Here is a 21,730-nt window from a genome sequence, read left to right on the forward strand (position 1 = left end):
TGTGGTTATGGCTCCGTTAGGAATGCTTGGCAAAGGAGAGGTTGGCGAGATCGTCAACCTCCGGCCAGGCCGGTCTCAGGCCGGCCTGCACGGTCATCGTCATCACTCGCATGGCCGGGAACATGGAAAACGGCTGGCCGAGATGGGATTTTCCGTCGGTCAGACCATTGAAATCATCGAAAACAGTCCGGGGATGCCACTGCTGGTGCGGGTACACGACAGCAAGGTGGCTATTGGCCGGGGAATCGCCATGCGCGTCATGGTCAGGAGGATTGCATCATGAAATTGTCTGAACTGAAAAAAGGACAATCCGCGCGGATTGTCGCCATGCCATCGTCGGTCGGGCTGCGGAGGCGGCTGGCCGAGATGGGAATGCTGGTCGGCGAGGTTGTCCGCGTCGAGGGCGTCGCGCCGTTGGGTGATCCGGTCGAGATGACCGTTCGCCGCTACCGGCTGTCGCTGCGCAAGTCCGACATCGAGAACATCACGGTCGAGGAGGTGCGCTGATGGAACTGGCTGCACAGAAACAACGGACGAGCGCGAAGGCTCCGGCCTCGCCGCTCCAGCGGGTCGTGGCCGTGGTCGGTAATCCCAACTGCGGCAAAACGACGCTCTTCAACGCGCTGACCGGGCTGAACCAGCGGGTCGGCAACTGGCCTGGCGTGACGGTCGATAAAAAGAGCGGACGCTTCCGCCACGACGGCGAGGAGTACGAGCTGGTCGATCTGCCCGGCATCTACTCGCTCTCGTCGCTCTCGCAGGACGAAGAGGTGGCGCGGAGCTACATCCTCTCCGGAGAGGCGGGGCTTGTCGTCAACATTGTCGATGCCTCGAATCCCGACCGCAATCTTTATCTCACCAGCCGCCTTCTGGAGATGGGCGTGCCGGTGGTGGTGGCGCTCAACATGGTCGATTCGGCGGAAGAGCGCGGCATTTCGGTCGATCCGGCGCGGCTCTCATCGCTGCTCGGTTGCCCCGTCATTCCGATGGTTGCGTCTCGCGGCGAAGGGATTGCGGAGCTGAAAGCGGCCATCGCGAAAGGGTTTACGACCGGCGGGGCTTCCGCGCCCGGCTCGAAGGTGCGCTTTCCGGCGGAGCTTGACGAGGCGATCCGGCGGGTTGCCGAATCGACCGCCAATCACGCTCGCGCTTTCGGCTACGATCCCGGCTGGTTCGCCATGAAGCTGCTCGAACACGACCACGAGCTGGAGGCGCGGCTCGACGGCGCGGCGCGTTCGTCGCTCGCCGAGGAGCGGGAGCGGACTGCCGATGCGCTTGGCGACGATCCCGACATCGTCATCGCCGATGCGCACTACCGGCTCGTCTCCGACCTTTCGGCGGCAGCCATCACCCGCAAGGAGAGCACCGAAAAGTCGCTCTCCGACAAGATCGACTCGCTGGTGCTGAACCGCTTTCTCGGCATTCCGCTCTTCCTTGGCGTGATGTACCTGATGTTCCTCTTTACGATCAATCTCGGCGGTGCGTTCATCGACTTTTTCGACATCGCCGCCGGTGCACTCTTCGTCGATGGATTCGGTCGCCTGCTCGGAGCAGTCGGTTCGCCGGAGTGGCTCACGGTGCTGCTCGCAAGCGGCGTGGGCGGGGCGTTGCAGACGATGGCTACCTTCATTCCGCCCATCGGCTTCATGTTCATCTTCCTGTCGATCCTCGAAGACTCCGGCTACATGGCCCGCGCAGCCTACGTGATGGATCGCGGGATGCGGGCCGTCGGCCTGCCCGGCAAGGCGTTCATTCCGCTACTGGTCGGCTTCGGCTGCAACGTTCCGGCCATCATGTCCGCCCGCACGATGAGCGACGAGCGCGACCGCATCATGACGGTGATGATGACGCCGTTCATGTCGTGCGGCGCGAGGATGCCGGTCTATGCGCTCTTTGCTGCGGCCTTCTTCCCGACCGGCGGGCAGAACCTCGTCTTCCTGCTCTACCTGATGGGCATCGCCGTGGCGATCATGACCGGTTTCATCCTGAAAAAGACGCTGCTCAAGGGCGAGCCGTCGCCCTTCATCATGGAGATGCCGCCCTACCACCTACCGACCATTAAGGGCGTTTTTCTCAGGGTCGGCGACCGGCTCGGCTCGTTCCTCGTCAAGGCGGGCAAGGTGCTGGTGCCGGTGATTGTGGTGCTCGGCTTCATGAACTCCATCGGCACCGACGGCAGCTTCGGCAACGAGGAGAGCGAAAACTCCGTGCTTGCTGCCACCGGCAAGGCGCTCGTGCCGGTGTTCCAGCCCTTCGGCGTGCAGGAGGAGAACTGGCCCGCCGCCGTCGGTCTCTTCACTGGCGTCTTCGCCAAGGAGGCGGTGGTCGGCACGCTCGACAACCTCTACGCGGCGATGGACGCGAAAAGCGCGGATGACGGCGGGGACGAAGGCTTCAGCCTCGCGGCGAGCCTCGGCGAAGCGTTCGCCACGATTCCGGAGAATCTGGCGGGCATCGCCGGATCGCTGCTCGACCCGCTCGGCATCGATGTCGGCGATGTGAGCGACCAGGGCGCGGTGGCCGAGGAGCAAGGCATCGGCGCGTCGATCTTCGGCTCGATGGTGAACCTTTTCGACGGCACGGCGGGGGCGTTCGCCTATCTGGTGTTCATCCTGCTCTACTTCCCGTGCGTGGCAGCCATTGCGGCGGTCTATCGCGAAACCAACCTCGCCTGGACGCTCTTCGCCGGGGCGTGGACGACCGGTCTGGCGTATGTGTTCGCCGTGCTGAGTTACCAGATCGGCACGTGGGGTGCGCATCCCGGCGCGTCCGCCGCGTGGGTGGCGGCAATGCTGCTGGTGCTCGCCGTCGCGGTGACGCTGATGCACTTGGCCGGGAACGGCGCGTTTGCGAAAAAAGGGAGGGCGTGAGGTTGATGACGTTGGCGGGAAGATGCAATATTCAGAAGGGTTTCAACCCTTCGGATATCCGGCTACTCCTACATTCATGTTGCCCCGGCTTTCAAGCCGGGGTGAAGTATGGATTTCAATCACTTGTTACTTTCGCGCCAAAAATCCGCCAATACCACAACAGGAAGATATTGGGCTAAAGCCCTTGTTTATTGTGGTTCTGTCGTACACCCCGTCCCGAAAGCTTTCGGGACGGGGCAATTGTTCAAGAGTTTTAATGTCCGAAGGGTTAAAACCCTTCTGAAGAGAAACGATTGAAAATCCCGGATGAATTTATTCTCCAACAACCATAAAACAATACAAATCATGAGCTTAACAGATATTCGTGACTATCTCCGGCAGGAGCGGAGCGCTTCGCTCAAAGAGATTTCGAGCCATTTCAAGGCCGATTCGTCGCTGGTCGAGTCGATGCTCGATCAATGGATTCTCAAAGGGCGCGTCGTGGCGAAGCAGCACGATGCGTTCGGCGCGGCCTGTTGCGGCAAGTGCGGCGGGAAGGGCCATATCCGCTACGAGTGGGTCGAGTGACTTTGCCATTCGTGAGGCTCATTTTTTTTTGCTCGTTTTCTTATCTATACAAATTCTAAATAAAGCGAGGGGGTGATTGTTGCCTTCAGGGTCTCTTTTTCTTGTAACTCCTTATTTCGTAAATACTAAACAATTTTTCCATGCTCAGTAAAACCATTCTCGACAAGCTCAACCATCAGGTCAACCTCGAAGCGGCTTCGGCGCATCTCTATCTGCAAATGAGCGCGTGGCTCCTGACGCAGTCGCTCGACAGCTCGGCGGCTTTTTTCCGCGCCCACGCCGAGGAGGAGAAGGCGCACATGATGAAGCTCTTCGATTACATCAACGAAACCGGCTCGCTTGCGCGTATCGGAGCGGTCGCCACTCCAGCGCCGGAGTGGAAGTCGCACATCGAGCTGCTCGAAGTGGCGTACAATCACGAACTGGCGATCACCAAAAGCATCAACGATCTGGTCGATACAGCCTTGCGGGAGAAGGACTACTCCACCTTCCAGTTCCTTCAGTGGTACGTGGCCGAGCAGCACGAGGAGGAGCACCTGTTCGGCTCGATGCTGCACAAGGCGCGAATCATCAACACCATCGACGGGCGCGCGCTGTTCCGCTTCGACGAGGAGGTACGCAAGTCGGTGCTGCACCACGAGCATCACCAGCAGAAGCCGATGTTCCTGCAGGTGGGCCCCGCGCCAAAGCACCACGATGGCCACGATGACCCCCATGCTCATCACCATTCGTCACGCTGTTCCGGGCATTGAAGCGTCGGTCTGTCGCACGCCCCCGGATCAAGAGTGAGCGGGGGCGTTTTCCGGATGACAGAGAGGGCGGGAGTATCGAAGACACATCAACAATCAGGAGAAGCACATGCAGGAACAGTCGAAAAAGAACAATGAACAAAAAGCGCCCGCCTGTATTTCGACGATAGAGGTGAGCCGCTGCAAGTGCGGAGCTTTCCACCTGCGATACCGTTATGTCAACATCACCATTCGCCGGGAGACGCTCTACCTCATCATGGAGGAGTGCTTCCGGTATGAAGAGGAGAGCGCGAAGCGAGAGGAGCAGAGGCCGGAGCCGATGATCTTTTCGCTTGGCGTGGTGACGCTTGCGATTCTGCCGATTGATTTCGCCGCGTTCAGCAAGGCGGTCGGCGACGCGGTGAGCGAGGATCTCGGTATCGGCAGGCTTTTTGCCGAAGCCGAGGCGGGCGGCAATGGTCGCGCGGATGGAACCCAAAACTGAAAATCATCGATTCGCTATGAAAAATACAGCCGTGGTCTGGGCGTCGCAGACCGGAAATACCAAAGAGGCCGCCGAGCTGATCGCCGCCGAAATCGGGCGCGCCGAGGTCGATCTGTTCGAGGTGAGCCGCGAAGAGCTGCTTCGTTTGACCGAATACGATATGCTGATCATCGGAACATCCACCTGGGGTGCGGGCGAGTTGCCGCACGGGTGGCGGGAAGCTGTTTCCGCTCTTGACCAGCTCGATCTGACGGGCAAAACCGTCGCCCTTTTCGGGCTTGGCGACCAGCTCGTCTATGGCGACTGGTACGTCGATGCGATGGGGATTCTGCATGATCGCTTCGTTTCGCGTGGCGCGAAGGTGGTTGGCGCTTGGCCGAACGACACCTACGAGTTCACCTTCTCGAAAGCTTTGCGCGACGGGATGTTCGTCGGCCTCGCGCTCGATGCGGACAATCAGGAGCATCTCACCAGGGAGCGGATTCGGCGCTGGGTGTGCTCAATCAGACCGTATCTGTCATGACGCGCAAAAGGAGCGGGATGACGGGGCGAAGTAGCGGGGCCGTCGGCGGGAAACCGGAAAAGCTGAGCGAGTCGAGCGAGATGTACCTCCAGGTGATCTGGCGGCTGACCGAACGAGAGCGCGAGGTGTCGGTGAGCGACATCGCCAAAGCGATGGGTCACTCGCTTTCGACCGTTTCCGAAAAGATCGTGCGGCTGACGGAGGGCGGATTGCTGCGTCACGAGTGGCGCGAAGGGGTGTCGATGACGCCGAAGGGGCGCCAAGCCGCCTGCCGCACCATCAGAAAGCGGCGGCTGCTCGAAACCTTTCTGTTCAAAATGGCCGGTTACGGCATTCACGAGCTGCACGAGGAGGCGTGTCGGCTGGAGCATGTCATTTCGGAGCGGCTCTCCGACGCGCTCGACCGGCTGCTCGGCTACCCGATGCACGATCCGCACGGCCATCCGATTCCGGCGCGGGACGGCTCGTTCAGGCCGGAGCTGCTTGAACCGCTCTCGGAGGTCGATGAGGGGCGGACGGTTCGCATCGCGCAGTTGCGGAGCGCTGATCCAGAAGTGCTCGAATACACCGCCCGGCTGGGCCTCTTGCCCGGCAGGAGTTGCACGGTCATGCAAAAGGCCCCTTTTCAGGGACCTTTGACCATCGCCGATGGTTCGGAGCGCATTGCCATTGCCTTCGAGATCGCCTCGATCATCGATGTTCAGGCCGAGCCAGGCGAGCGCTTCGACGAGGCTGGCGGCGCGAACGGTTCCGGGCCGCCAGCCCGGCAAAGCGCCGCTCAGTGAGCGCGGCGTTCAGGCCTTGACGATGCACTCCGCCGGGCACACGGCGGCGCAGGCCGGTGAGTCGGCATAGCCCTCGCACTCGGTGCAGGCCGAGGCGTCGATGACGTACATGTCGGTTCCCGCGCTGATGGCGTTGACCGGGCACTCGGGTTCGCAGGCGGCGCAGAAGGTGCACTCTTCGGTGATTTTCAGTGACATGGCGGTAGTTGTTTTGGTTGTCGAAGCGACGGGCGGTTGTCAGAATCGATCCACCCATCGACAACAGACAAGTAAACCGCCAGAGTGCTGTTCGTCAATCACGAAGAGGTGCAGAGAGGCGAGCCGAAGCCGCGAACAGACGAGAGGCGTGACTTTCCGGAGGCGAGCCGAAAGAGGCAGAGTTTTTAAACAATCCAAAAACACCACATCCATGAAAGTGCTGATCCATCATATCTACGAATACCGCAAAGGATTGCGGAGTCTTGTCATGCACACGCTTCCGGCCCGGTTCGGCGAGGAGGCGACCCGGAAGCTCCGGCATTACGGCATCGACTACCATATTCACGACCTCGGCAAGTCGCACATCAACGTTTTCTTTGGAGCGCCGGAGTGCGTGGCGGTTATCCGGTCGATCTGCAATGGCAAAAAACTCAATGCCCTCACGCCGGAGGAGGATTTCGTGCTCGGCTCGATGCTCGGCTACGACATTCGCAAACAGTGCGAGCGCTACCTGAAAAAGAGCGCAGCATCCGTTGCCGTCGCCCGGCCGGTGATCCACAAATGCGCCTGAACGGTCGGTCGCAGGGGCAGCTTGTCGCTCGCAAGTGATCGGTCCGGATAGCGGCACGCATCCGGTCGTACTTCTTCGGCAGCAATAACTTGCGCCGAGATGCCGAAAACGGGTCTGTCATTCTGAGTGGAGTGAAGCGCAATGAAGAATCTATCGCATGACAAAACAATGAGTTCTGGACTTTTCATTTGGCTCGGAATGACAAGCAAAAAGGAACTCGTGGTTTAAATTCCTCGATACGATGTCCAGATCGGGGCAAAAACAAAACAGCCCCGGAACCGATGATTTCACAGTTCCGGGGCTGCTTTTTACGTCCGGTTTCAGCGGCTCACTTGTCGAGCGGCTTGTGGCAGAACCACCAGTCGTAGCAATCTTTCTGCCCCTTGCGCCGGTTTGCCTCTTCGACATTGTTGGCCGGCGGAATGATTACCCGGTCGTTGAGCAGGGCGTTGTTCGGCCAGTCGGCAGGAATGGCGACTTTGTCCCTGTCGGCAATCTGCAAGGCCTTGACGGCGCGAACGATTTCATCGATGTTGCGCCCGATCTCCTGCGGGTAGTAGAGCACGAGGCGCACCTTGCCGTTCGGGTCGCCAACGAAGACGGCGCGCACGGTGTTCGTGCCCTTGCCGGGATGCAACATGCCGAGCTGATTGGCGATGCGGTCGTTGGCCGCCACGATGGGGAAGGTGATCTCGACATCGAGATTCTCCTTGATCCACTCGACCCACTTGATGTGCGAAAAGACCTGATCGACGCTCATGCCGATGAGCTTGCAGCCGAGTTTTTCGAACTCTTCGGCCCGTTGCTGGAAGGCGACGAACTCGGTGGTGCAGACCGGCGTGTAGTCCGCCGGATGGCTGAAGAGGACGAACCATGAACCCTTCAAATCTCCCGGAATGTTCATCGGGCCGTGGGTTGTCTGAACCTTGAGTTCAGGGAATTCGTCTCCAAGCAGTGGCATGGAGATTTCAAAATACGCTTCGTCGTCAAAGTGCTGTGACATGATTTCGTGCTCCTTGTGGTCTTGTTCTGTTGCGTTTGACTTTGCTTTTTGGAATAGTACCTCATAAAGCCTGAAACGGCCTTGATGGTTCCTGAAAAGGAGCGATTCCCGCTTGCCTGACTGGTCAGGCCAGAGTGGTTTTTTTGCTGATCCGGGAAGGCGGCTGATCGTGGAAAAGTGCGTTGCCGTCGATGTTTCTGTTTTTTTTTTGAGGATTCGCTGTATCTTGCGATACATAACGAAAACATATGACCATGAAACCTTCATTTTTTCTTTTCGTCACCTGCGCAACCTTGTCGCTCTCGGCGGCGCATTCCGCCGATGTTTCCGCGCAGTCAACCGGCAAGGAGCTGTACGAGCGCCATTGCAGCGCGTGCCACTCCATGCTGCCGCCGCCGAAATCCGCGCCGCCGATTGCCGGGCTTTCGCATTTCTACCATCAGGCGTTCGCGGAGCGCGAAGAGGGCGTTCGACACATCATGGAGTTCGTCGCAAAACCGGAGGCATCCAAATCGAAGCTGAGGCCGCCCGCCATTACGCGCTTCGGCCTGATGCCCGCCGTCGAACTCGACGAGCGGGATTTGCGCACGGTTTCGGAGTGGTTGTGGGATCAGCACGATCCGAAGTTCCAGCCGCCGGAGTGCCCCGCGAAATATTAATCCGGCCATTAAAATTATCAAACAATTGCCCCGGACTTCAGTCCGGGGTTTATGGATAACACAAAATAAATCAGGGCTTTAGCCCAATTTCTTCTTTTGGGGATGATTGCGATTTATTGTTGCCGAAGTAATAACCCGCTTTTTCGACCTCCACCCGAGCCTGCGGCTCATCGACAGCGCTGAATTTTTTGTTGGTTCAGCGCTGTTTTTCTGTATCAGTTCAGATGATTCTGGTTGTTTGGTCGCGTATTTTGCGCTAATTTTTCAAGTATTTGATTTTGCGGTTAACGGCTGATGAATCTGCGGTGAGCTGTGCTCGTTGAAGTCCATCGGGCTTGGAGTTTGGGTGGGTAAGCAGTTTCGTCGTTGGGCTGTGAGCTGTGTTCTTATGGCGATCCGCATAAGAAGCAAAAATAAAACGCAATGCAAGGCTTAAGTGATTAAATATTTTGAGATTAACAGTTTTTTTATTGCTGTTTCGATTGCGTCTTATATGAGCTGTAATTCAAAAATCCGTAGTTTAGGCGGATCAGTATAAACAATGTTAGGCGGCGCAAACGCGAGCATCCCGATGCACGTACCTCTTGAATCAGCAGTGCTTTCATCGGAGCAGGAAGCCTACCTTCGGCAATACCGACGCCTCTGGTTGACTGAGATCGATCTAGAAGAAGCCAAAGGTGCCATAAATGAAATATTCCTGCGAAACCTACGCCGGCCAGGCACGCATAAACCAACACACCTCCTGCAGGCACTGACAACCGCTCTTGTAGTTGCATATACCCGCCCGTTTATCAAGTTACGCGGCAATGCAGCGTTCGCGGATAGAACAGTGCCAGGCGCCTTACTCCGGGCACTCGCATCGAACGAACGCGCATTTCACAATCACTTACTCGAAATGCGGAATCGAGAAGTAGCGCATTCAGACGCAGATATCACTGAGGTTCGATTGGAATTGATTCCTGAAGGTCACGGCGGGATTTGCCGTGTAACCCGAGATCCTCTTACGCGTCCGGAACTTCGGCTACTTTTGTCGATGATCGAAAAGCTTGAGGCCGAACTCCAAGTCCGCTTCGAATTACTCCGCACTAAACTTCCACTGAACGTATGGCTATAGTTACTTGCCAAGGCCAAAAAGCGCCGCCTAACCATTCGCTCAACCGGACCCATTGCGGCATGCGGCTAAAGGCCCGCCATTTCATTCTGGGCCTTTAGCCACATACCGCAACGGTCCGGTTAGCTCAAATGTTGAGTCAAGCTCGTTGTACATTGATCTATAACACTTACGTACATTTCAGTTATGAACATCGAAGATCATCTCGACAAGCTCAATGAAGCCTGTAAGCGCTTTAATATCAGGCGCTTATACCTTGTTGGGTCTTTTGCCTCTGGTAAAAATACCGAAAAGAGTGATGTGGATTTTCTTGTCAGCTTTAATGAGCTTTCAAGTGACGGCATCGCGGATAGATATTTTGGATTCCTGGATTTTCTCAAAGAGGAACTTCATACAGGCGTAGATCTCATTGAAGAATCGGCGATCAAAAATCCATTTTTCAGAAATTCCATAAACAGAAACAGGAAACTTATCTATGGATGAGAAGATCAAAAAATTTCTTTATGATATTAACGAATGTATTGAGAATATTACTGCATTCACAAAGGGATATGATCTTGACAGCTTCGCTGTTGACACGCGGACCAAGCAAGCCGTTGAACGAAACTTTGAAATAATCGGTGAAGCCATCAATAATATCCGCAAATACGATCCGTCCATTTCTGATCAAATACGCGAGTCAAACAAGATTGTCGGTTTCCGTAACCAGCTTATTCATGGCTACGATATGATCTCTGATCCCATTACTTGGGATATAATCAAAAACAAGCTCCCGCTGCTTGCCGAAGATATTTCCAAATTTGATCTTGACGTATAACTATTGTGTCCGCCGTATTTCGCTTTTTTTATTTCCTACTTCTCTCCCTTCTTCCCCCCGCTTTTTTCCAGCACCTTCTCTGAAATCGCCTGCTCGATATCCGACGAAAGCGTGAGGCTACGGAACAGGTCGAGCAGGTTCTGTTCGATGTTGAGGTTCAGGTTTACCGGGCGGTTGTTCTGGAATTCGGGGTTGCGGCCTTTGAGCTGGATGGAGATGCGGGAGTCGCCGTCGGGGGTCATGGTGATGGTCGAGACCAGCTCCGAGTAGAAGAAGTTGCCGAGCGCTTCGTAGGTGAGGCGCAGGCCGGCTCCGGCGGCGGCCCGCTCTTCCGGGGTGCTCGAATAGACGATGAGGCCGTTCTTCTCCGCGTCCATGCTGCCGTCGGGAATGCTGAAAGCGCCGTTGTCGAGCACCACCGGGATGGCGGCGCGGATGGTGCCGGTGGCGGAGAGTTTCGACGCGCCTTGCAAGTCGAGCAGCGACTGGATCGGAATGCCGTCGAGCTGCACCACGGTTTTGGCGCGTTTCGTGTCGAGGTTGTACTCCATGCGCTCGACGGAGACCGAGCCGCCGAGCAGGCCCGCCGAAAAGCCCGACAGCGTGAGCAGCGATGGCTTGCCGGGGCGGGCGAACATCGTGAGCGCGCCTTTCGGCGAAGTGAGCAGCAGCTCGCCGCCGCCGGTTGTGCGCTCGATGCTTTTGAGCGCGGCATCGATTTTCAGCCTGCCCGCGGCTTCACGGTTCAGCGTGACGACCGGATCGCCGAACTTCCACAGCACCTCGCTGCTTGCGGATTTCGGGAAGAGCGCGTCCGCGTCGGATGCCGCCTGCCTGGGCAATTTCTGCCGGATCGTTCCGCCTCCTTGCGCGGTGAGCCGGGCGTTGGAAATCGCGATGCCGTCGCGACTGAGGCGGATGGGAATTGCGCCGGAAATCCGCCCGTTCATCGCGCCGCTGAAGTCGCCCAGCAGGCGGATGCGGTCGAGAATCGGGGCGTTGTCGATTTTGATGGTTGTGGCGGCTTTGCCCGATTCGAGGTCGTACCGCGCGGGCGTCGATTCGATCCGCCCGCCGAAAAGCCGCGCCGAGAGCGAGTCGAGGCGGATCGCCGATACCGCGCCGCTCGTGGCGTCGAGCGTCACTTTGGCGTTGAGGCCTCCGATGAGCGGCGGGCCGCCCGGACGGCGTCCGGCATCGAAGGAAAGTTTCGTTTTGCCGGTGCCGAAGGTGATCGCCGCGCCCTTGGCGGCATCGACGATGCCATCGCTGACGCGGATCGTGGAGCCGAGGTATTCGACCGGCACGGAGCCGCTGACCTCGCCGGTGAGGGCTGTTGTCGTGGTGTTTGACGAGAACCGGTCGAGCGGCAGGTTGTCGAGTTTGAGGACGAACGCCGTGCGCTTGTTCCTGAGGCTGTACTCGACTTCAGGCGTCGTGGCCCTGAGACCGAAGAGTTCGACCGAGCAGTCGCTGAATTTCAGCGTGCAGGGCTTGCGGGGATCGCGTTGCAGGCCAAAGGTCGCCTCGAAATTCGAGAGCGGCGTTCTGGCGCTGCCGGAAAAGAGCGACCGGGCGCTGAAGCGGGCGGGTTGCTGCACCCAGTCGCGCGAGCGGGTGAGCAGCAGGTCGTACGAAATTTCATCGAGGCGCAACTGCCCGACCTCGGCTTGGCCGCGCCTGATCGCGACGGCGATCGAATCGGGCGCAACCGACGGCAGGAGTCCCTCCGCCTTACGAAAATCGAGGCGCGCCCGGAGGCTTGGGTTGGCTTGCCGGAAGCGGATCTCCGAGGGCATCTGCCGCCCCGAAACGGCGTCGGCGTCGAGCCGGAGCGCGAGCGCTGGCGTTGCGCTTCCGGCGATGCGTCGCCAGGTGAGGCGGCCATGCTGAAGCGTGAGCGTGTAGGTCGAAGGAGTGGTCGAGCAGGAGTCCGGCTTCACGTGGATCGTGGCGTCGAGCTGGTCAAAGCCGATGCTCGACAGCCCCGGACGTCCAGGGCTGTGCAGTTTCACGGCGATGCCTTTGCCAGCGGTCGCGCGGTCAATGAGCGTTTGGGCGTACCAGGGAAATGCCAGCCACGCTCCGAAAACCGCAAGAGCCGCGAGCAGGAGCAGCGTTCCGATGATGCGCGCAAGCCACTTCACGACAGGCGGATTATTTCTGCGACCACGCGCCCTTGATCTTTACCCACGTTCCGGCGGGAAAGGCGGGATAGCGCTTCTCGAAGGTGCGCTGGCCGGTCACTTCGACCGATATGCCGTTCTTTTTGGCGATGTCGATGTACACGGCGCGGCGTTCCTGATTGACGGTTTCGACAAGCTGTTGCGCCTCGCCGCCCTTGCCCGGCGGGATGGCAATGTAGCCGTCGTCAACCTCGCCAATCAGCCCCTTCGCACGGGCCGTGTCGAGGTCGAGCGCGAAAGCCGAAGCCGCCGATGCGGCAAAGAGCGTGAGGAAAAGGACGAAGGTTTTGGCCAGCGTCGCGAGGCGATAGGTTTTGAACATGTGCATGGTGATCCTCCCTGATTAGAAAATGTCCGTTCTCTTGTTGAGCGCGTTGTCGATGTCGCGATCGACCCTGATTCTGATTTCGTGGTCGATCTTGATGTTCATGTTGATCGTGATCGGCTTGTCGGGCGCTTCCACCTTCACGGTGGGGCTGCATCCGCCGATGACGAGGCCCGCAAGCGCAAGCATGATCGCGGGTAAAGCGTGAGCACTCAATCTTTTCATGTGGTTCCGAATTGGTTGGTCGAAGTTACGGCCCTGAACCGCCCCGACGTTGAAAAAGTTCATGCCGCTCCAGAGGCCGGGGCCACCTGCCAAGAGTTTCAGCGCCCCTGCCGCAATGGCCGAATCGTGCAGCATGTTACCGAAAGATAAAAAGCCAGCCCGTTTTTCCGCTGCCGGGAAAGGAGGTCGTTTCAGATCGATCAGCGTTCCGGCAGTCAGGTCGCGCAGGGAAAGGGAGAGTCCGGATTCGTCGATGATTCAGCGGTCAAAGTTTTGATTTCGTGATAATAAAGTGAATATTCATATATGTAAATTAAGTATTGATTCTCATTTGGCCTTTTCGCGGATGAGCTGTCGAAAACCGTTTGTTCCGTGACCGACGCAAGCTTATTGCCCCGGACTTTAGTCCGGGGTATGTGGACAAAACAAAATAAATCGGGGCTTTAGCCCAAAATCTTTCAGCGGCAGCGATTGCGATTTTTTGTTGCCGGAGTAATAACGGTTTCACTTCGTTTGACTCAGCGCATTCCGTTCTGCCGGGGATGCGACGCTCATTATAAAATCAGAAAAAAAAACACGCTATGCACCATGCCAGTGAAGCTCCGGGAGCGCCGTTGAGAGGCATCATTCCGCCGCTCGTCACCCCTCTCGCCGACCGCTCGACGCTCGATCTGCCGGGGCTGGAGCGGCTGACGGAGCACGTGATCGGCGGCGGCGTGCACGGTCTGTTCATCCTCGGCACAACCGGCGAGGCTCCGGGCCTCGGCGCGGCGCTCAAGCACGAGCTTGTGCAGCGGGTTTGCGGTAGCGTCGCCAGGCGGGCGCCGGTGCTGGTGGGCATCAGCGAAACGGCGATCTCGGAGTCGCTCGCCATCGCCGAAACGGCGCACCGCTGCGGCGCCGACGCGCTCGTGCTCGCTCCGCCCTATTACTTTCCCGCCACGCAGGACGAGCTGCTCGGCTATCTGGAGCGCCTCGCGCCGCAGCTTCCGCTTCCGCTCTTTCTCTACAACCAGCCGTACCGGCCTCCGGTTTTCGCGCCGGAGACGGTCAGGCAGGCCATGGCGATTCCGGGCATCGTGGGGCTGAAGGACAGCTCCGGCGACATGTGCTATTTCCAGAAAATCCGGGCGCTGTTCGCGGAGTTGCCCCACGCCAGCCTGTTCATCGGCCCCGAACAACTGCTCGCCGAGTCCGTGCTGACGGGCGCGCACGGCGGCGTCTGCGCGGGGGCGAATCTGTTTCCGAAGCTCTACGTCGCGCTCTACCACGCCGCCGCCGCGGGCGACCTGCAACGCACGGTCGAGCTGCACGGCAAGGTGATGGAGGTGTGTCGCCGCATCTACGAAGCCAGTCACGGAGCCTCCAGCGTCATCAAGGGCCTGAAATGCGCCCTCGGCAGCCTCGGCCTCTGCAGCGACCACATGGCCGAGCCGTTCCAGCGCTTCGGCGAATCCGAACGCAGCAGAATAGCCGAAGCCGCGCAACGTCTGAAAGCGTCGCTGGAGTGATGAATTTACCCGCCACCTCGACGTTTCCGAAAAGCCGTCGCCTTCATCTCGCTCATGCTCGCGCCAGTCGTAAATTATTGAATGCAGAGAGTTTACGAATGATTCTGCCTCACGGCGATAGTCGGCTGGTCAAGCGTGAGCGGAAAATTTTCCGGCTGCTTTTTAAGCGCGGCGACTTGATAAATGCAGTGATTATTCGTACTTATACAATGTAAGCTTCGCCGTTGGGCTTATGCAGTACCCCTTCCGAGACGGATTGCCGAATGAGCAGAACAGACCCGATGCAACACGAGAGACGGAATGGCTGATAGGTGCTTTGATCCTGCGGTTACTGCTGAACTTGCGTGATGTGTTCTTTGAGTGATTGTTAATGTGGTTAAGTTGTTTCTAAATAATCAATTGGCTGGTGTGTGAGTATGGTTGTGGGGTTGTCTTATACAGAGAGCAGTTTTCTGCCTTTTCTGGATTAGGCAGATCAGTGTAAATGTTGTTATACGGCATTTGAAACGGCTGTGCAATTCCCAAAAAATAACAACTGAAACGAATATGGAATTTTTGTTATTAATAGGTGGAGCAGTAATAATATGGTATGTAATCAAGACAATGGCAACCTCCTCAAAACAGCAAGTTCAGGAGAATAATAGACTAAGTCCCGATAATGAAATCCAAGTAACCATGACTACGAGTCAGCGTGTGGTTGCTAACAGCACTCGTGATGATGACGATGATCTGGCTACATTCAGTATTTCTTATGGTTATGAAGAAGAAAAAAGTACAAACAAAACACCTGGAAAGTGGGTGAAATCTGGTGAATCAATCACCATAAAGGGACTATCTTTTACTGGGGGAAATATTTATTTTGGTGGGAAGCTCAGTTCATTAGACGGGTATGGAACTGAAGCCTCATTAGTTGATGATTCGCTAAAAATTGAAAACAAACCCTCTGCATTTGAAGATGAAAGTTTAGGCTATTGGCCTAAATTTATATCCCTTACTCCTGAAGGGCGAGGAGCTTTTCTTTGTTGGTTATCAAGTGATAGAAGTGATCCAGACAAACCTTTGGGTTATGTTTTTATTTATTTCTATGGGATTGAAAGACGTATTATCTTTGATTCAATTAAGCAGTCAGTAGATGACTCAGAATTTAAAGCCTTGTTTGAAGAGGTTCTGCGATTAAAAGGCATTTACGGTAGTAGCCGTTCTTTTTCAAATTATTCTATACGCCTATTGGAAATCATGTGTCTACTACGCCCTCATGTAGTGTCATATCCTGATTTTGAAAAAACAAATCAAAGAGATTCTTTGTTATTTAAATATCAGCTTGCCACTGCTGTAAATGAAGAAAAACCCATTTCCGCTGAACTGGCATTGAGATGGATTCGGTTTTATCCTGATAATAATTTGAAAAAACCTGCAAGGCGTTGTGGCTATGAATTCAGTCAGATGTTTAAACGTCTCTATAGTAAAAAATATGGTAACGGAATTGTTGTCAAGCCTAATAAAACACGGTTAAAGATTGAGTATTTTCCAGCAAGCCCCTCTTTGCGTGGTATAACCTTGCCTCAACAAGATATTCCTGATCCAAGTAATTTAAAAGGTCCTGTAAATAAGCTCATTGCAATTGCAGATGAATGTACAGCAGAACTAGATGCTTATAGCAGGTATCTCGCCAAACCGGATGCTTCACGGACAGACATTGAAGCCGTATTGTTATTGCCTGACGAACTCAGTGATTTAGGAACTACGCCAGGATTAGGTGAATTTAAGAAATGGGCAGATGATGCTATTTTAACAAAAAAAGGGCTGGTTGATGTTGATGAATTCTGGACATATACCGAATCACCTTTGCCTTTCAAGATCAATAAAAAAGAAGCTGATTTAATTCAGAACCTTGCCCAAAAAGCGGGTTATGGCATAGCTCCTGATACTCGTTACCATCATGCTAAGACGAGCGCAGATGGAAAGCTGGTTCTATTTCCTGAAGGACACGGCAAATACTTTGAACCATCCAAGGCTTATAGTGAAATGGGCATGGTGCTCCGTCTAGGGGCAATGGTTGCCACAATTGATTCTCATGTTGATCAGGCGGAAACAAATTTATTAACTCAGCTCATTGACCACGATACTAACCTATCACCTACGGAAAAACAATCGCTACACGCCTACTTAGTTTGGAGACTTAATACACCTTCAAACATCACAGGCTTGAAAGCTAGACTGGAAACATTGGGTAAAACAGAAAAAGCAGCGGTTAGCCGCATACTTGTCGGTGTGGCGATGGCCGATGGAAAAATTAATCCAGTAGAAATCAAACAACTTGAAAAACTCTATACCTTGCTAGGTCTTGATAAAGCTCTTGTTACCGGAGACATTCATGGAATGTCATCAAGTAAAGCAGGTTTACGACCTTCAAGCTCTCTATCAGAAACCACTTTCTCAGCTCCTACTTCGTTCCAGTTGGATGAAAGTATCCTAGCGATTCATGAATCAGAAACCAAAGATGTACAAAGTATGTTGGGTTCAATATTCGTGGAGGACGAACCTACAAGTGAATCCGATGAATCAACTAAGGGCAGCACTAATACAGAGGAAGAAACCGGAATTGATAAACAGCATTATGCTTTGTTTGAAAGCTTGATACGAAAAGATAAATGGACTCGTGAAGAAGTGGAAGCACTATGCCGTGACTTAGGTTTGATGGTCAGCGGTGCATTAGAAACTATTAATGACTGGTCGTTTGATAAAGTAGATGCAGCCGTACTTGAAGAGGATGGTGAGGCAATTTATGTCGATCAGGAAATCGTAGAAGAAATAGAAGGTTAAACTTATGGAAAAACGTATCCGGTTAAAAGAACGTGACGCAATCATTCAATCACTGAAGTCAGGCGTGACCCCAAAAATTGGAATTCAGCATATTCAGGTGGGTAGAAGTAATGAAGTTAAAGCGTTATATAAGGACATTGAAAGAATCTCTGAAGGTGGATCAGCATTTAGACTTATCATTGGCGATTATGGCTCCGGGAAAACATTTTTCCTGAGCGTAGTACGTTCTATTGCCCTTGAAAAGAAACTGGTTACGGTCAATGCGGATCTCTCACCGGATCGACGTGTACATGCTTCTTCAGGTCAGGCACGAAATCTTTATTCCGAACTTATGAGGAATCTGGCAACCCGTAATAAGCCGGATGGAAATGCATTAGCCAGTGTTGTAGAACGGTTTGTGACTCAGGCTCGTAAAGAAGCAGATGAAAAGAATACCGATGTTTCAACAGTAATACATCAAAAATTAGCCTCTTTATCTGAACTGGTTGGCGGATATGATTTTGCAAAAGTCATTGATGCTTACTGGAACGGTCACGAGCGGGACAATGAAGAACTAAAATCAAATGCTATTCGTTGGTTGCGGGCTGAATACACCACTAAGACTGATGCTCGAAGGGATCTTGATGTCAGAACGATTATTTCGGATAACTCGTTTTATGATGCGTTAAAACTTATGAGTCTATTTGTACGCCAAGCAGGCTATGAAGGCTTACTCGTTAATCTTGATGAGATGGTCAATCTTTATAAATTAAGCAGCACACAAGCACGTACATCTAACTATGAGCAGATTCTACGAATTTTAAATGACTGCCTTCAGGGGTCAGCTGAATATCTTGGGTTTTTATTGGGTGGAACGCCGGAGTTTTTACTAGATCCCCGAAGAGGGTTATATAGTTATGAAGCACTGCAATCCCGTTTAGCTGAAAACAGCTTTGCACAGCGTTCAGGAGTGATTGATTACTCCTCTCCAGCACTTCATCTAGCGAGTTTAACACCAGAAGAACTTTATATTCTTCTGAAGAACTTACGTCATGTATTTGCCGAAGGTGATACGTCTAAATATCTCGTTCCAGATGATGCTCTCAAGTCCTTTCTACACCATTGCAGCCAGACTATCGGAGATGCCTATTTCCGAACACCAAGAAATACCATCAAAGCATTTTTAGATATGCTGGCAGTCTTGGAACAAAACCCTTCTATGCAATGGTCACAGTTAGTTCAATCAATTGCGATTGAGGATGATCGTCCAAGTGATACAGATGAAATTATGGTGGGCGAAGAGACAGGCGGAATTTTGAATTCTGACGGACTGGCTGATTTCAAATTATGATAGAGGAATATCAACGCCTTGATAAGCGTGTACAAAAATGGTTGTTTAATCAGGGATGGCCTGATTTAAGAGAAATACAAAAACGGGCAATTGCACCGATTCTAGCTGGTGACAGAGATGTGCTGATTAGCGCATCAACGGCAGCAGGTAAAACAGAAGCTTTTTTTCTGCCAGCATGTAGTGCAATAGCCGAAGAGGAAAACGGCTTTGGTATCCTGTATATCAGTCCTTTAAAAGCACTGATTAACGATCAGTACCGCAGACTCGAAAGTTTAAGTGAAATGCTCGATATGCAGGTTACGCCGTGGCACGGTGATAGCCTTCAATCCAAAAAGAAGAAAGCCAGAAATAATCCTTCCGGCATTCTCCTTATTACCCCTGAATCCTTAGAGTCCCTCTTAGTCAGAGAACCGGGATGGATAAAAAAATCCTTCACTTCACTCAAATATATCGTCATTGATGAATTTCATGCGTTTATCGGAACAGAACGAGGTCAGCAATTACTCTCTTTACTTACTCGTCTTGAACATATTACAGGCCGAATTTCCAATCCCATTCCACGGGTTGCGCTAAGTGCGACTCTTGGAGAGCTTGATAAAGTTCCTCTTTCTCTCAGGCCGAATAATAGTCTGCCTTGTGAAACCATTACCAGCAGTCAACAACAAAGCACTATTAAGGTTCAGGTGAAGGGATATTTAGAACCGTTAGATATCATGGCTGATGAAACACGCACCTCTGCCGAACAACAGATTTGTCAGGATATTTTCAAACTCTGTAGAGGTGACTCACATCTGGTTTTTGCGAATAGCCGCAGCCGGACAGAAAGTATTGCTGCGCAGTTAAGCGATTTATGCGAACAGCAAGTCGTACCGAATGAATTTTTCCCACATCACGGTTCTTTAGCCAAAGAACTTCGAGAAGATTTAGAAGCCAGATTACAAAAAGAAACCCTTCCTACTACTGCCATTTGTACCATGACCTTAGAGTTGGGTATCGACATTGGCAAAGTGAGTTCTGTTATTCAGGTTACTGCTCCACACTCAGTATCAAGTTTACGTCAGCGGTTAGGTCGATCCGGTAGAAGAAATTCACCTTCTATTTTACGAATGCTCATCGCTGAAAATGAACTGAGTGATAAATCTAATATTGTAGATGCTCTTAGATTAGAGCTGGTTCAGTCATTAGCGATGATACGGTTGCTTATCGTTGAAAATTGGTTTGAACCGGCAGATACAGAGCAAATGCATCTCTCGACTTTTTTACAACAGATTCTTGCCGTAATAGCACAGTGGGGAAGCGTCCGTGCAGATCAGTTGTACTCTTTATTGTGTGAGCAAGGATCATTCAAAAAAATATCTATTCACCACTTCAAGCAATTGCTGTCCCATATGGGAAAAGTTCAGCTGATACAGCAGATCAATAGCGGTGAATTAGTCCTAGGATGTGAAGGTGAACATATTACCAATTCCTATTCCTTCTATGCTGTCTTTAAAACACCAGAGGAATTTCGCATTGTTGCCGGAAGTAAAACACTCGGAACGCTACCCGTTGATTCGCTAATTCTTAAAGATCAGCACATTATATTTGGTGGACGTAGGTGGACGGTCACGGATATTGATGATGGAAAGAAAGTTATTTATGTGACTGCTACCAAAGGCGGTAAACCCCCAAAATTTAACGGTAGTGGTATGTCAATTCATGACAGGGTTCGACAAGAGATGTTAAGCATCTATCGAACTGGAGACTATCGCATTGAGGTTAGCAATCAGAAAATAGATTTTGTCGATAATCTCGGAAGGCAGTTATTTCAAGAAGGAACGTATTTTTTTAAAGAAGCCAACCTTGAATATCAACCCGTCTATCAAAATGGTAAGCATTGCTATATTTTCTCATGGATGGGAGATAAAGTAGTCAATACACTTACTGTTTTACTCGTTAGAAGCGGTTTCGTGTGCAGCAATTTTGCTGGTGTTATTGAAGTGCAAAATGCTAATGCGGATGACATAAAGAAATGCTTCATAGATTTATCAAATTATGTGCTGCCGGATGAAGCAGAACTGTCGAGAATACTTTCTATTCAGCAAAAGCTAATTGAAAAGTATGATGAGTATCTGCCTGAAGAGTTGCTGACTGAGGGGTATGGGAAAAAAGCTTTTAATACTATGGCTACTAAACAGTGGATATTAAGTAACCTTGTTATAGATGTCGATAAAAATGCCGTATAACAAGTTGCAGCACGTAAAAAAAAATTACTCACTGCGCACACTAAAAATCCACTGGTTACGGCTGGCGTTATCCATAAAAGACTACAGGAAAAGGGGTGCGTACGTGACAGAGGTAAATTGCGTCCTCTTACTGGCTATCGAAGAACAGTAGTTGTCGGTAATGTTTTTCTCTTTCGACATCCGCCGTTTCACACCTTCCCCAGCGCTTCAACCAGCGTCTCGAATCTGATCTTTTCTTGTTCCAGTCTGACTCTGTCTCCTAACCGGTTTTCGCGTAAATCGTCGTAAAGCGATTGTTCGGCTTCGGTCAGTCTCGTCAAAACGGCGGTTTCGGGGTTGGGTTCGGTTTGCCAGTGCTCACAGTGGGCGAGGAGCGTTTCGCGATCCATGAGGAGCGAGGTGGCGTGGGGGAACTGCTCGCGGAACTGGTTGAGGATAGCGAAACCGTGGGTGCCGATGTCGCCCCAGTAGCAGAGTCTGCGGGTTTTGAGCCAGTCGATGCGGGCGAGGTTCCGGAAGCCGTAGCCTGCGCCGAAGATGACCATCGCTCGCGGGACAGGGGGGGAAGGCGAGGAAGTTGATTTCGTTTTCGGTGATGAAGACGGTTTCGACCGGGAGGTCGAAGCGGGCGAAGTCGGCCTCTGTGAGGGTGTGGTCGTGCTCGGTGTCGTTGGGCAGAAGGGCGAGCGCGAGGTCGAGTATCCGGAATCGCACGCGCAACGGCTTGTCGCGGAAGCCGTTGCGCGTGTGATTCCGGTGGCGGTTGCG

22 protein-coding genes and 1 pseudogene are annotated in these 21,730 nt (G+C 53.1%); 16 read left to right on the top strand and 7 right to left on the bottom strand.

Going from position 1 to position 21,730, the window contains the following annotated elements:
* Window positions 1-7: 7 nt before the first annotated feature.
* From EST62_RS09850 to EST62_RS09885, 8 genes are all read left to right on the top strand, one after another.
* The gene (locus EST62_RS09850) at window positions 8-283 is read left to right on the top strand and encodes a FeoA family protein (RefSeq protein WP_129051914.1); all 276 of its coding nucleotides are present in this window, start codon (window positions 8-10) and stop codon (window positions 281-283) included.
* Complete coding sequence (locus EST62_RS09855) at window positions 280-507, top strand: FeoA domain-containing protein (protein WP_129051915.1); 228 nt, start codon at window positions 280-282, stop codon at window positions 505-507. Before EST62_RS09850 ends, EST62_RS09855 begins: the two co-directional genes overlap by 4 nt.
* The gene (gene feoB / locus EST62_RS09860) at window positions 507-2,870 is read left to right on the top strand and encodes a Fe(2+) transporter permease subunit FeoB (RefSeq protein WP_129051916.1); all 2,364 of its coding nucleotides are present in this window, start codon (window positions 507-509) and stop codon (window positions 2,868-2,870) included. Before EST62_RS09855 ends, feoB begins: the two co-directional genes overlap by 1 nt.
* 345 nt (window positions 2,871-3,215) lie before the next feature.
* Window positions 3,216-3,437, top strand: coding sequence for a FeoC-like transcriptional regulator (locus EST62_RS09865; RefSeq protein WP_167599291.1), 222 nt, complete (start codon window positions 3,216-3,218; stop codon window positions 3,435-3,437).
* Window positions 3,438-3,577: 140 nt separating this feature from the next.
* Window positions 3,578-4,189 carry a ferritin gene (locus EST62_RS09870; RefSeq protein ID WP_129051918.1) on the top strand — a complete coding sequence of 204 codons (612 nt, stop codon included), beginning with the start codon at window positions 3,578-3,580 and terminating at the stop codon, window positions 4,187-4,189.
* Between the two features lie 106 nt (window positions 4,190-4,295).
* Entirely contained in the window at window positions 4,296-4,670 is a 375-nt protein-coding gene (locus EST62_RS09875) for a hypothetical protein (protein WP_245153584.1), read from the top strand.
* 16 nt (window positions 4,671-4,686) lie between these two features.
* Window positions 4,687-5,193: a flavodoxin gene (locus EST62_RS09880; RefSeq protein ID WP_129051919.1), complete on the top strand. Its 507-nt coding sequence runs from the start codon at window positions 4,687-4,689 to the stop codon at window positions 5,191-5,193.
* The gene (locus EST62_RS09885) at window positions 5,190-5,978 is read left to right on the top strand and encodes a metal-dependent transcriptional regulator (RefSeq protein WP_245153586.1); all 789 of its coding nucleotides are present in this window, start codon (window positions 5,190-5,192) and stop codon (window positions 5,976-5,978) included. Before EST62_RS09880 ends, EST62_RS09885 begins: the two co-directional genes overlap by 4 nt.
* Window positions 5,979-5,987: 9 nt before the next feature.
* Here EST62_RS09885 and EST62_RS09890 read toward each other — a convergent pair whose 3' ends face one another.
* A complete protein-coding gene (locus tag EST62_RS09890) occupies window positions 5,988-6,176 on the bottom strand; it encodes a 4Fe-4S binding protein (RefSeq protein WP_129051921.1) in 189 nt (62 codons plus the stop codon).
* A gap of 211 nt (window positions 6,177-6,387) precedes the next feature.
* Here EST62_RS09890 and EST62_RS09895 point away from each other — a divergent pair, with 211 nt between their 5' ends.
* Entirely contained in the window at window positions 6,388-6,747 is a 360-nt protein-coding gene (locus tag EST62_RS09895; protein WP_129051922.1) for a DUF2023 family protein, read from the top strand.
* A gap of 328 nt (window positions 6,748-7,075) precedes the next feature.
* On the opposite strand, the gene EST62_RS09900 is transcribed toward EST62_RS09895, so the two are convergent.
* Complete coding sequence (locus EST62_RS09900) at window positions 7,076-7,750, bottom strand: peroxiredoxin (protein WP_129051923.1); 675 nt, start codon at window positions 7,748-7,750, stop codon at window positions 7,076-7,078.
* A gap of 254 nt (window positions 7,751-8,004) precedes the next feature.
* Between EST62_RS09900 and EST62_RS09905 the strand changes: the two genes are divergently transcribed.
* From EST62_RS09905 to EST62_RS09915, 3 genes are all read left to right on the top strand, one after another.
* A complete protein-coding gene (locus tag EST62_RS09905; protein WP_167599292.1) occupies window positions 8,005-8,409 on the top strand; it encodes a c-type cytochrome in 405 nt (134 codons plus the stop codon).
* 1,297 nt (window positions 8,410-9,706) lie between these two features.
* Window positions 9,707-10,003: a nucleotidyltransferase family protein gene (locus tag EST62_RS09910; RefSeq protein WP_129051925.1), complete on the top strand. Its 297-nt coding sequence runs from the start codon at window positions 9,707-9,709 to the stop codon at window positions 10,001-10,003.
* Window positions 9,996-10,337: a DUF86 domain-containing protein gene (locus EST62_RS09915; RefSeq protein ID WP_129051926.1), complete on the top strand. Its 342-nt coding sequence runs from the start codon at window positions 9,996-9,998 to the stop codon at window positions 10,335-10,337. Before EST62_RS09910 ends, EST62_RS09915 begins: the two co-directional genes overlap by 8 nt.
* Window positions 10,338-10,372: 35 nt before the next feature.
* On the opposite strand, the gene EST62_RS09920 is transcribed toward EST62_RS09915, so the two are convergent.
* Genes EST62_RS09920 through EST62_RS14005 form a run of 3 tightly spaced genes read right to left on the bottom strand, consistent with a single transcriptional unit; the run spans window position 10,373 to window position 13,208 of the window.
* Window positions 10,373-12,484 (bottom strand): YdbH domain-containing protein, encoded by a 2,112-nt coding sequence (locus EST62_RS09920; protein WP_129051927.1) that lies wholly within the window; start codon window positions 12,482-12,484, stop codon window positions 10,373-10,375.
* A gap of 10 nt (window positions 12,485-12,494) precedes the next feature.
* Window positions 12,495-12,851, bottom strand: coding sequence for a YdbL family protein (locus tag EST62_RS09925; protein WP_129051928.1), 357 nt, complete (start codon window positions 12,849-12,851; stop codon window positions 12,495-12,497).
* A gap of 15 nt (window positions 12,852-12,866) precedes the next feature.
* On the bottom strand, window positions 12,867-13,208 hold the full coding sequence (locus tag EST62_RS14005; protein WP_371414691.1) for a YnbE family lipoprotein: 342 nt from the start codon (window positions 13,206-13,208) through the stop codon (window positions 12,867-12,869).
* 446 nt (window positions 13,209-13,654) lie between these two features.
* Between EST62_RS14005 and EST62_RS09935 the strand changes: the two genes are divergently transcribed.
* The 4 genes from EST62_RS09935 (at window position 13,655) to EST62_RS09955 (ending at window position 20,962) form a co-directional block, all read left to right on the top strand.
* Entirely contained in the window at window positions 13,655-14,584 is a 930-nt protein-coding gene (locus EST62_RS09935) for a dihydrodipicolinate synthase family protein (RefSeq protein WP_129051929.1), read from the top strand.
* Window positions 14,585-15,130: 546 nt separating this feature from the next.
* Entirely contained in the window at window positions 15,131-17,407 is a 2,277-nt protein-coding gene (locus EST62_RS09945; RefSeq protein ID WP_129051931.1) for a TerB N-terminal domain-containing protein, read from the top strand.
* Window positions 17,408-17,411: 4 nt separating this feature from the next.
* Window positions 17,412-18,737: an ATP-binding protein gene (locus EST62_RS09950; protein ID WP_129051932.1), complete on the top strand. Its 1,326-nt coding sequence runs from the start codon at window positions 17,412-17,414 to the stop codon at window positions 18,735-18,737.
* A complete protein-coding gene (locus tag EST62_RS09955; RefSeq protein WP_129051933.1) occupies window positions 18,734-20,962 on the top strand; it encodes a DEAD/DEAH box helicase in 2,229 nt (742 codons plus the stop codon). Before EST62_RS09950 ends, EST62_RS09955 begins: the two co-directional genes overlap by 4 nt.
* 188 nt (window positions 20,963-21,150) lie before the next feature.
* On the opposite strand, the gene EST62_RS13790 is transcribed toward EST62_RS09955, so the two are convergent.
* Entirely contained in the window at window positions 21,151-21,507 is a 357-nt protein-coding gene (locus EST62_RS13790) for a DUF2220 domain-containing protein (RefSeq protein WP_129051934.1), read from the bottom strand.
* Window positions 21,508-21,574: 67 nt separating this feature from the next.
* Window positions 21,575-21,676, bottom strand: a pseudogene (locus EST62_RS13795) (hypothetical protein); the annotation flags it as partial.
* Between the last annotated feature and the right edge of the window lie 54 nt (window positions 21,677-21,730).

The sequence above is a fragment of the Chlorobaculum sp. 24CR genome, assembly GCF_004118635.1.
Lineage (GTDB): Bacteria > Bacteroidota > Chlorobiia > Chlorobiales > Chlorobiaceae > Chlorobaculum.

Bases quoted from the DNA above. Each gene is read 5' to 3' on its own strand.
- EST62_RS09850 (WP_129051914.1), top strand. From the start codon at position 8: ATGGCTCCGTTAGGAATGCTTGGCAAAGGAGAGGTTGGCGAGATCGTC.
- EST62_RS09855 (WP_129051915.1), top strand. From the start codon at position 280: ATGAAATTGTCTGAACTGAAAAAAGGACAATCCGCGCGGATTGTCGCC.
- feoB (WP_129051916.1), top strand. From the start codon at position 507: ATGGAACTGGCTGCACAGAAACAACGGACGAGCGCGAAGGCTCCGGCC.
- EST62_RS09865 (WP_167599291.1), top strand. From the start codon at position 3,216: ATGAGCTTAACAGATATTCGTGACTATCTCCGGCAGGAGCGGAGCGCT.
- EST62_RS09870 (WP_129051918.1), top strand. From the start codon at position 3,578: ATGCTCAGTAAAACCATTCTCGACAAGCTCAACCATCAGGTCAACCTC.
- EST62_RS09875 (WP_245153584.1), top strand. From the start codon at position 4,296: ATGCAGGAACAGTCGAAAAAGAACAATGAACAAAAAGCGCCCGCCTGT.
- EST62_RS09880 (WP_129051919.1), top strand. From the start codon at position 4,687: ATGAAAAATACAGCCGTGGTCTGGGCGTCGCAGACCGGAAATACCAAA.
- EST62_RS09885 (WP_245153586.1), top strand. From the start codon at position 5,190: ATGACGCGCAAAAGGAGCGGGATGACGGGGCGAAGTAGCGGGGCCGTC.
- EST62_RS09890 (WP_129051921.1), bottom strand. From the start codon at position 6,176: ATGTCACTGAAAATCACCGAAGAGTGCACCTTCTGCGCCGCCTGCGAA.
- EST62_RS09895 (WP_129051922.1), top strand. From the start codon at position 6,388: ATGAAAGTGCTGATCCATCATATCTACGAATACCGCAAAGGATTGCGG.
- EST62_RS09900 (WP_129051923.1), bottom strand. From the start codon at position 7,750: ATGTCACAGCACTTTGACGACGAAGCGTATTTTGAAATCTCCATGCCA.
- EST62_RS09905 (WP_167599292.1), top strand. From the start codon at position 8,005: ATGAAACCTTCATTTTTTCTTTTCGTCACCTGCGCAACCTTGTCGCTC.
- EST62_RS09910 (WP_129051925.1), top strand. From the start codon at position 9,707: ATGAACATCGAAGATCATCTCGACAAGCTCAATGAAGCCTGTAAGCGC.
- EST62_RS09915 (WP_129051926.1), top strand. From the start codon at position 9,996: ATGGATGAGAAGATCAAAAAATTTCTTTATGATATTAACGAATGTATT.
- EST62_RS09925 (WP_129051928.1), bottom strand. From the start codon at position 12,851: ATGCACATGTTCAAAACCTATCGCCTCGCGACGCTGGCCAAAACCTTC.
- EST62_RS14005 (WP_371414691.1), bottom strand. From the start codon at position 13,208: ATGCTGCACGATTCGGCCATTGCGGCAGGGGCGCTGAAACTCTTGGCA.
- EST62_RS09935 (WP_129051929.1), top strand. From the start codon at position 13,655: ATGCACCATGCCAGTGAAGCTCCGGGAGCGCCGTTGAGAGGCATCATT.
- EST62_RS09945 (WP_129051931.1), top strand. From the start codon at position 15,131: ATGGAATTTTTGTTATTAATAGGTGGAGCAGTAATAATATGGTATGTA.
- EST62_RS09950 (WP_129051932.1), top strand. From the start codon at position 17,412: ATGGAAAAACGTATCCGGTTAAAAGAACGTGACGCAATCATTCAATCA.
- EST62_RS09955 (WP_129051933.1), top strand. From the start codon at position 18,734: ATGATAGAGGAATATCAACGCCTTGATAAGCGTGTACAAAAATGGTTG.
- EST62_RS13790 (WP_129051934.1), bottom strand. From the start codon at position 21,507: ATGGTCATCTTCGGCGCAGGCTACGGCTTCCGGAACCTCGCCCGCATC.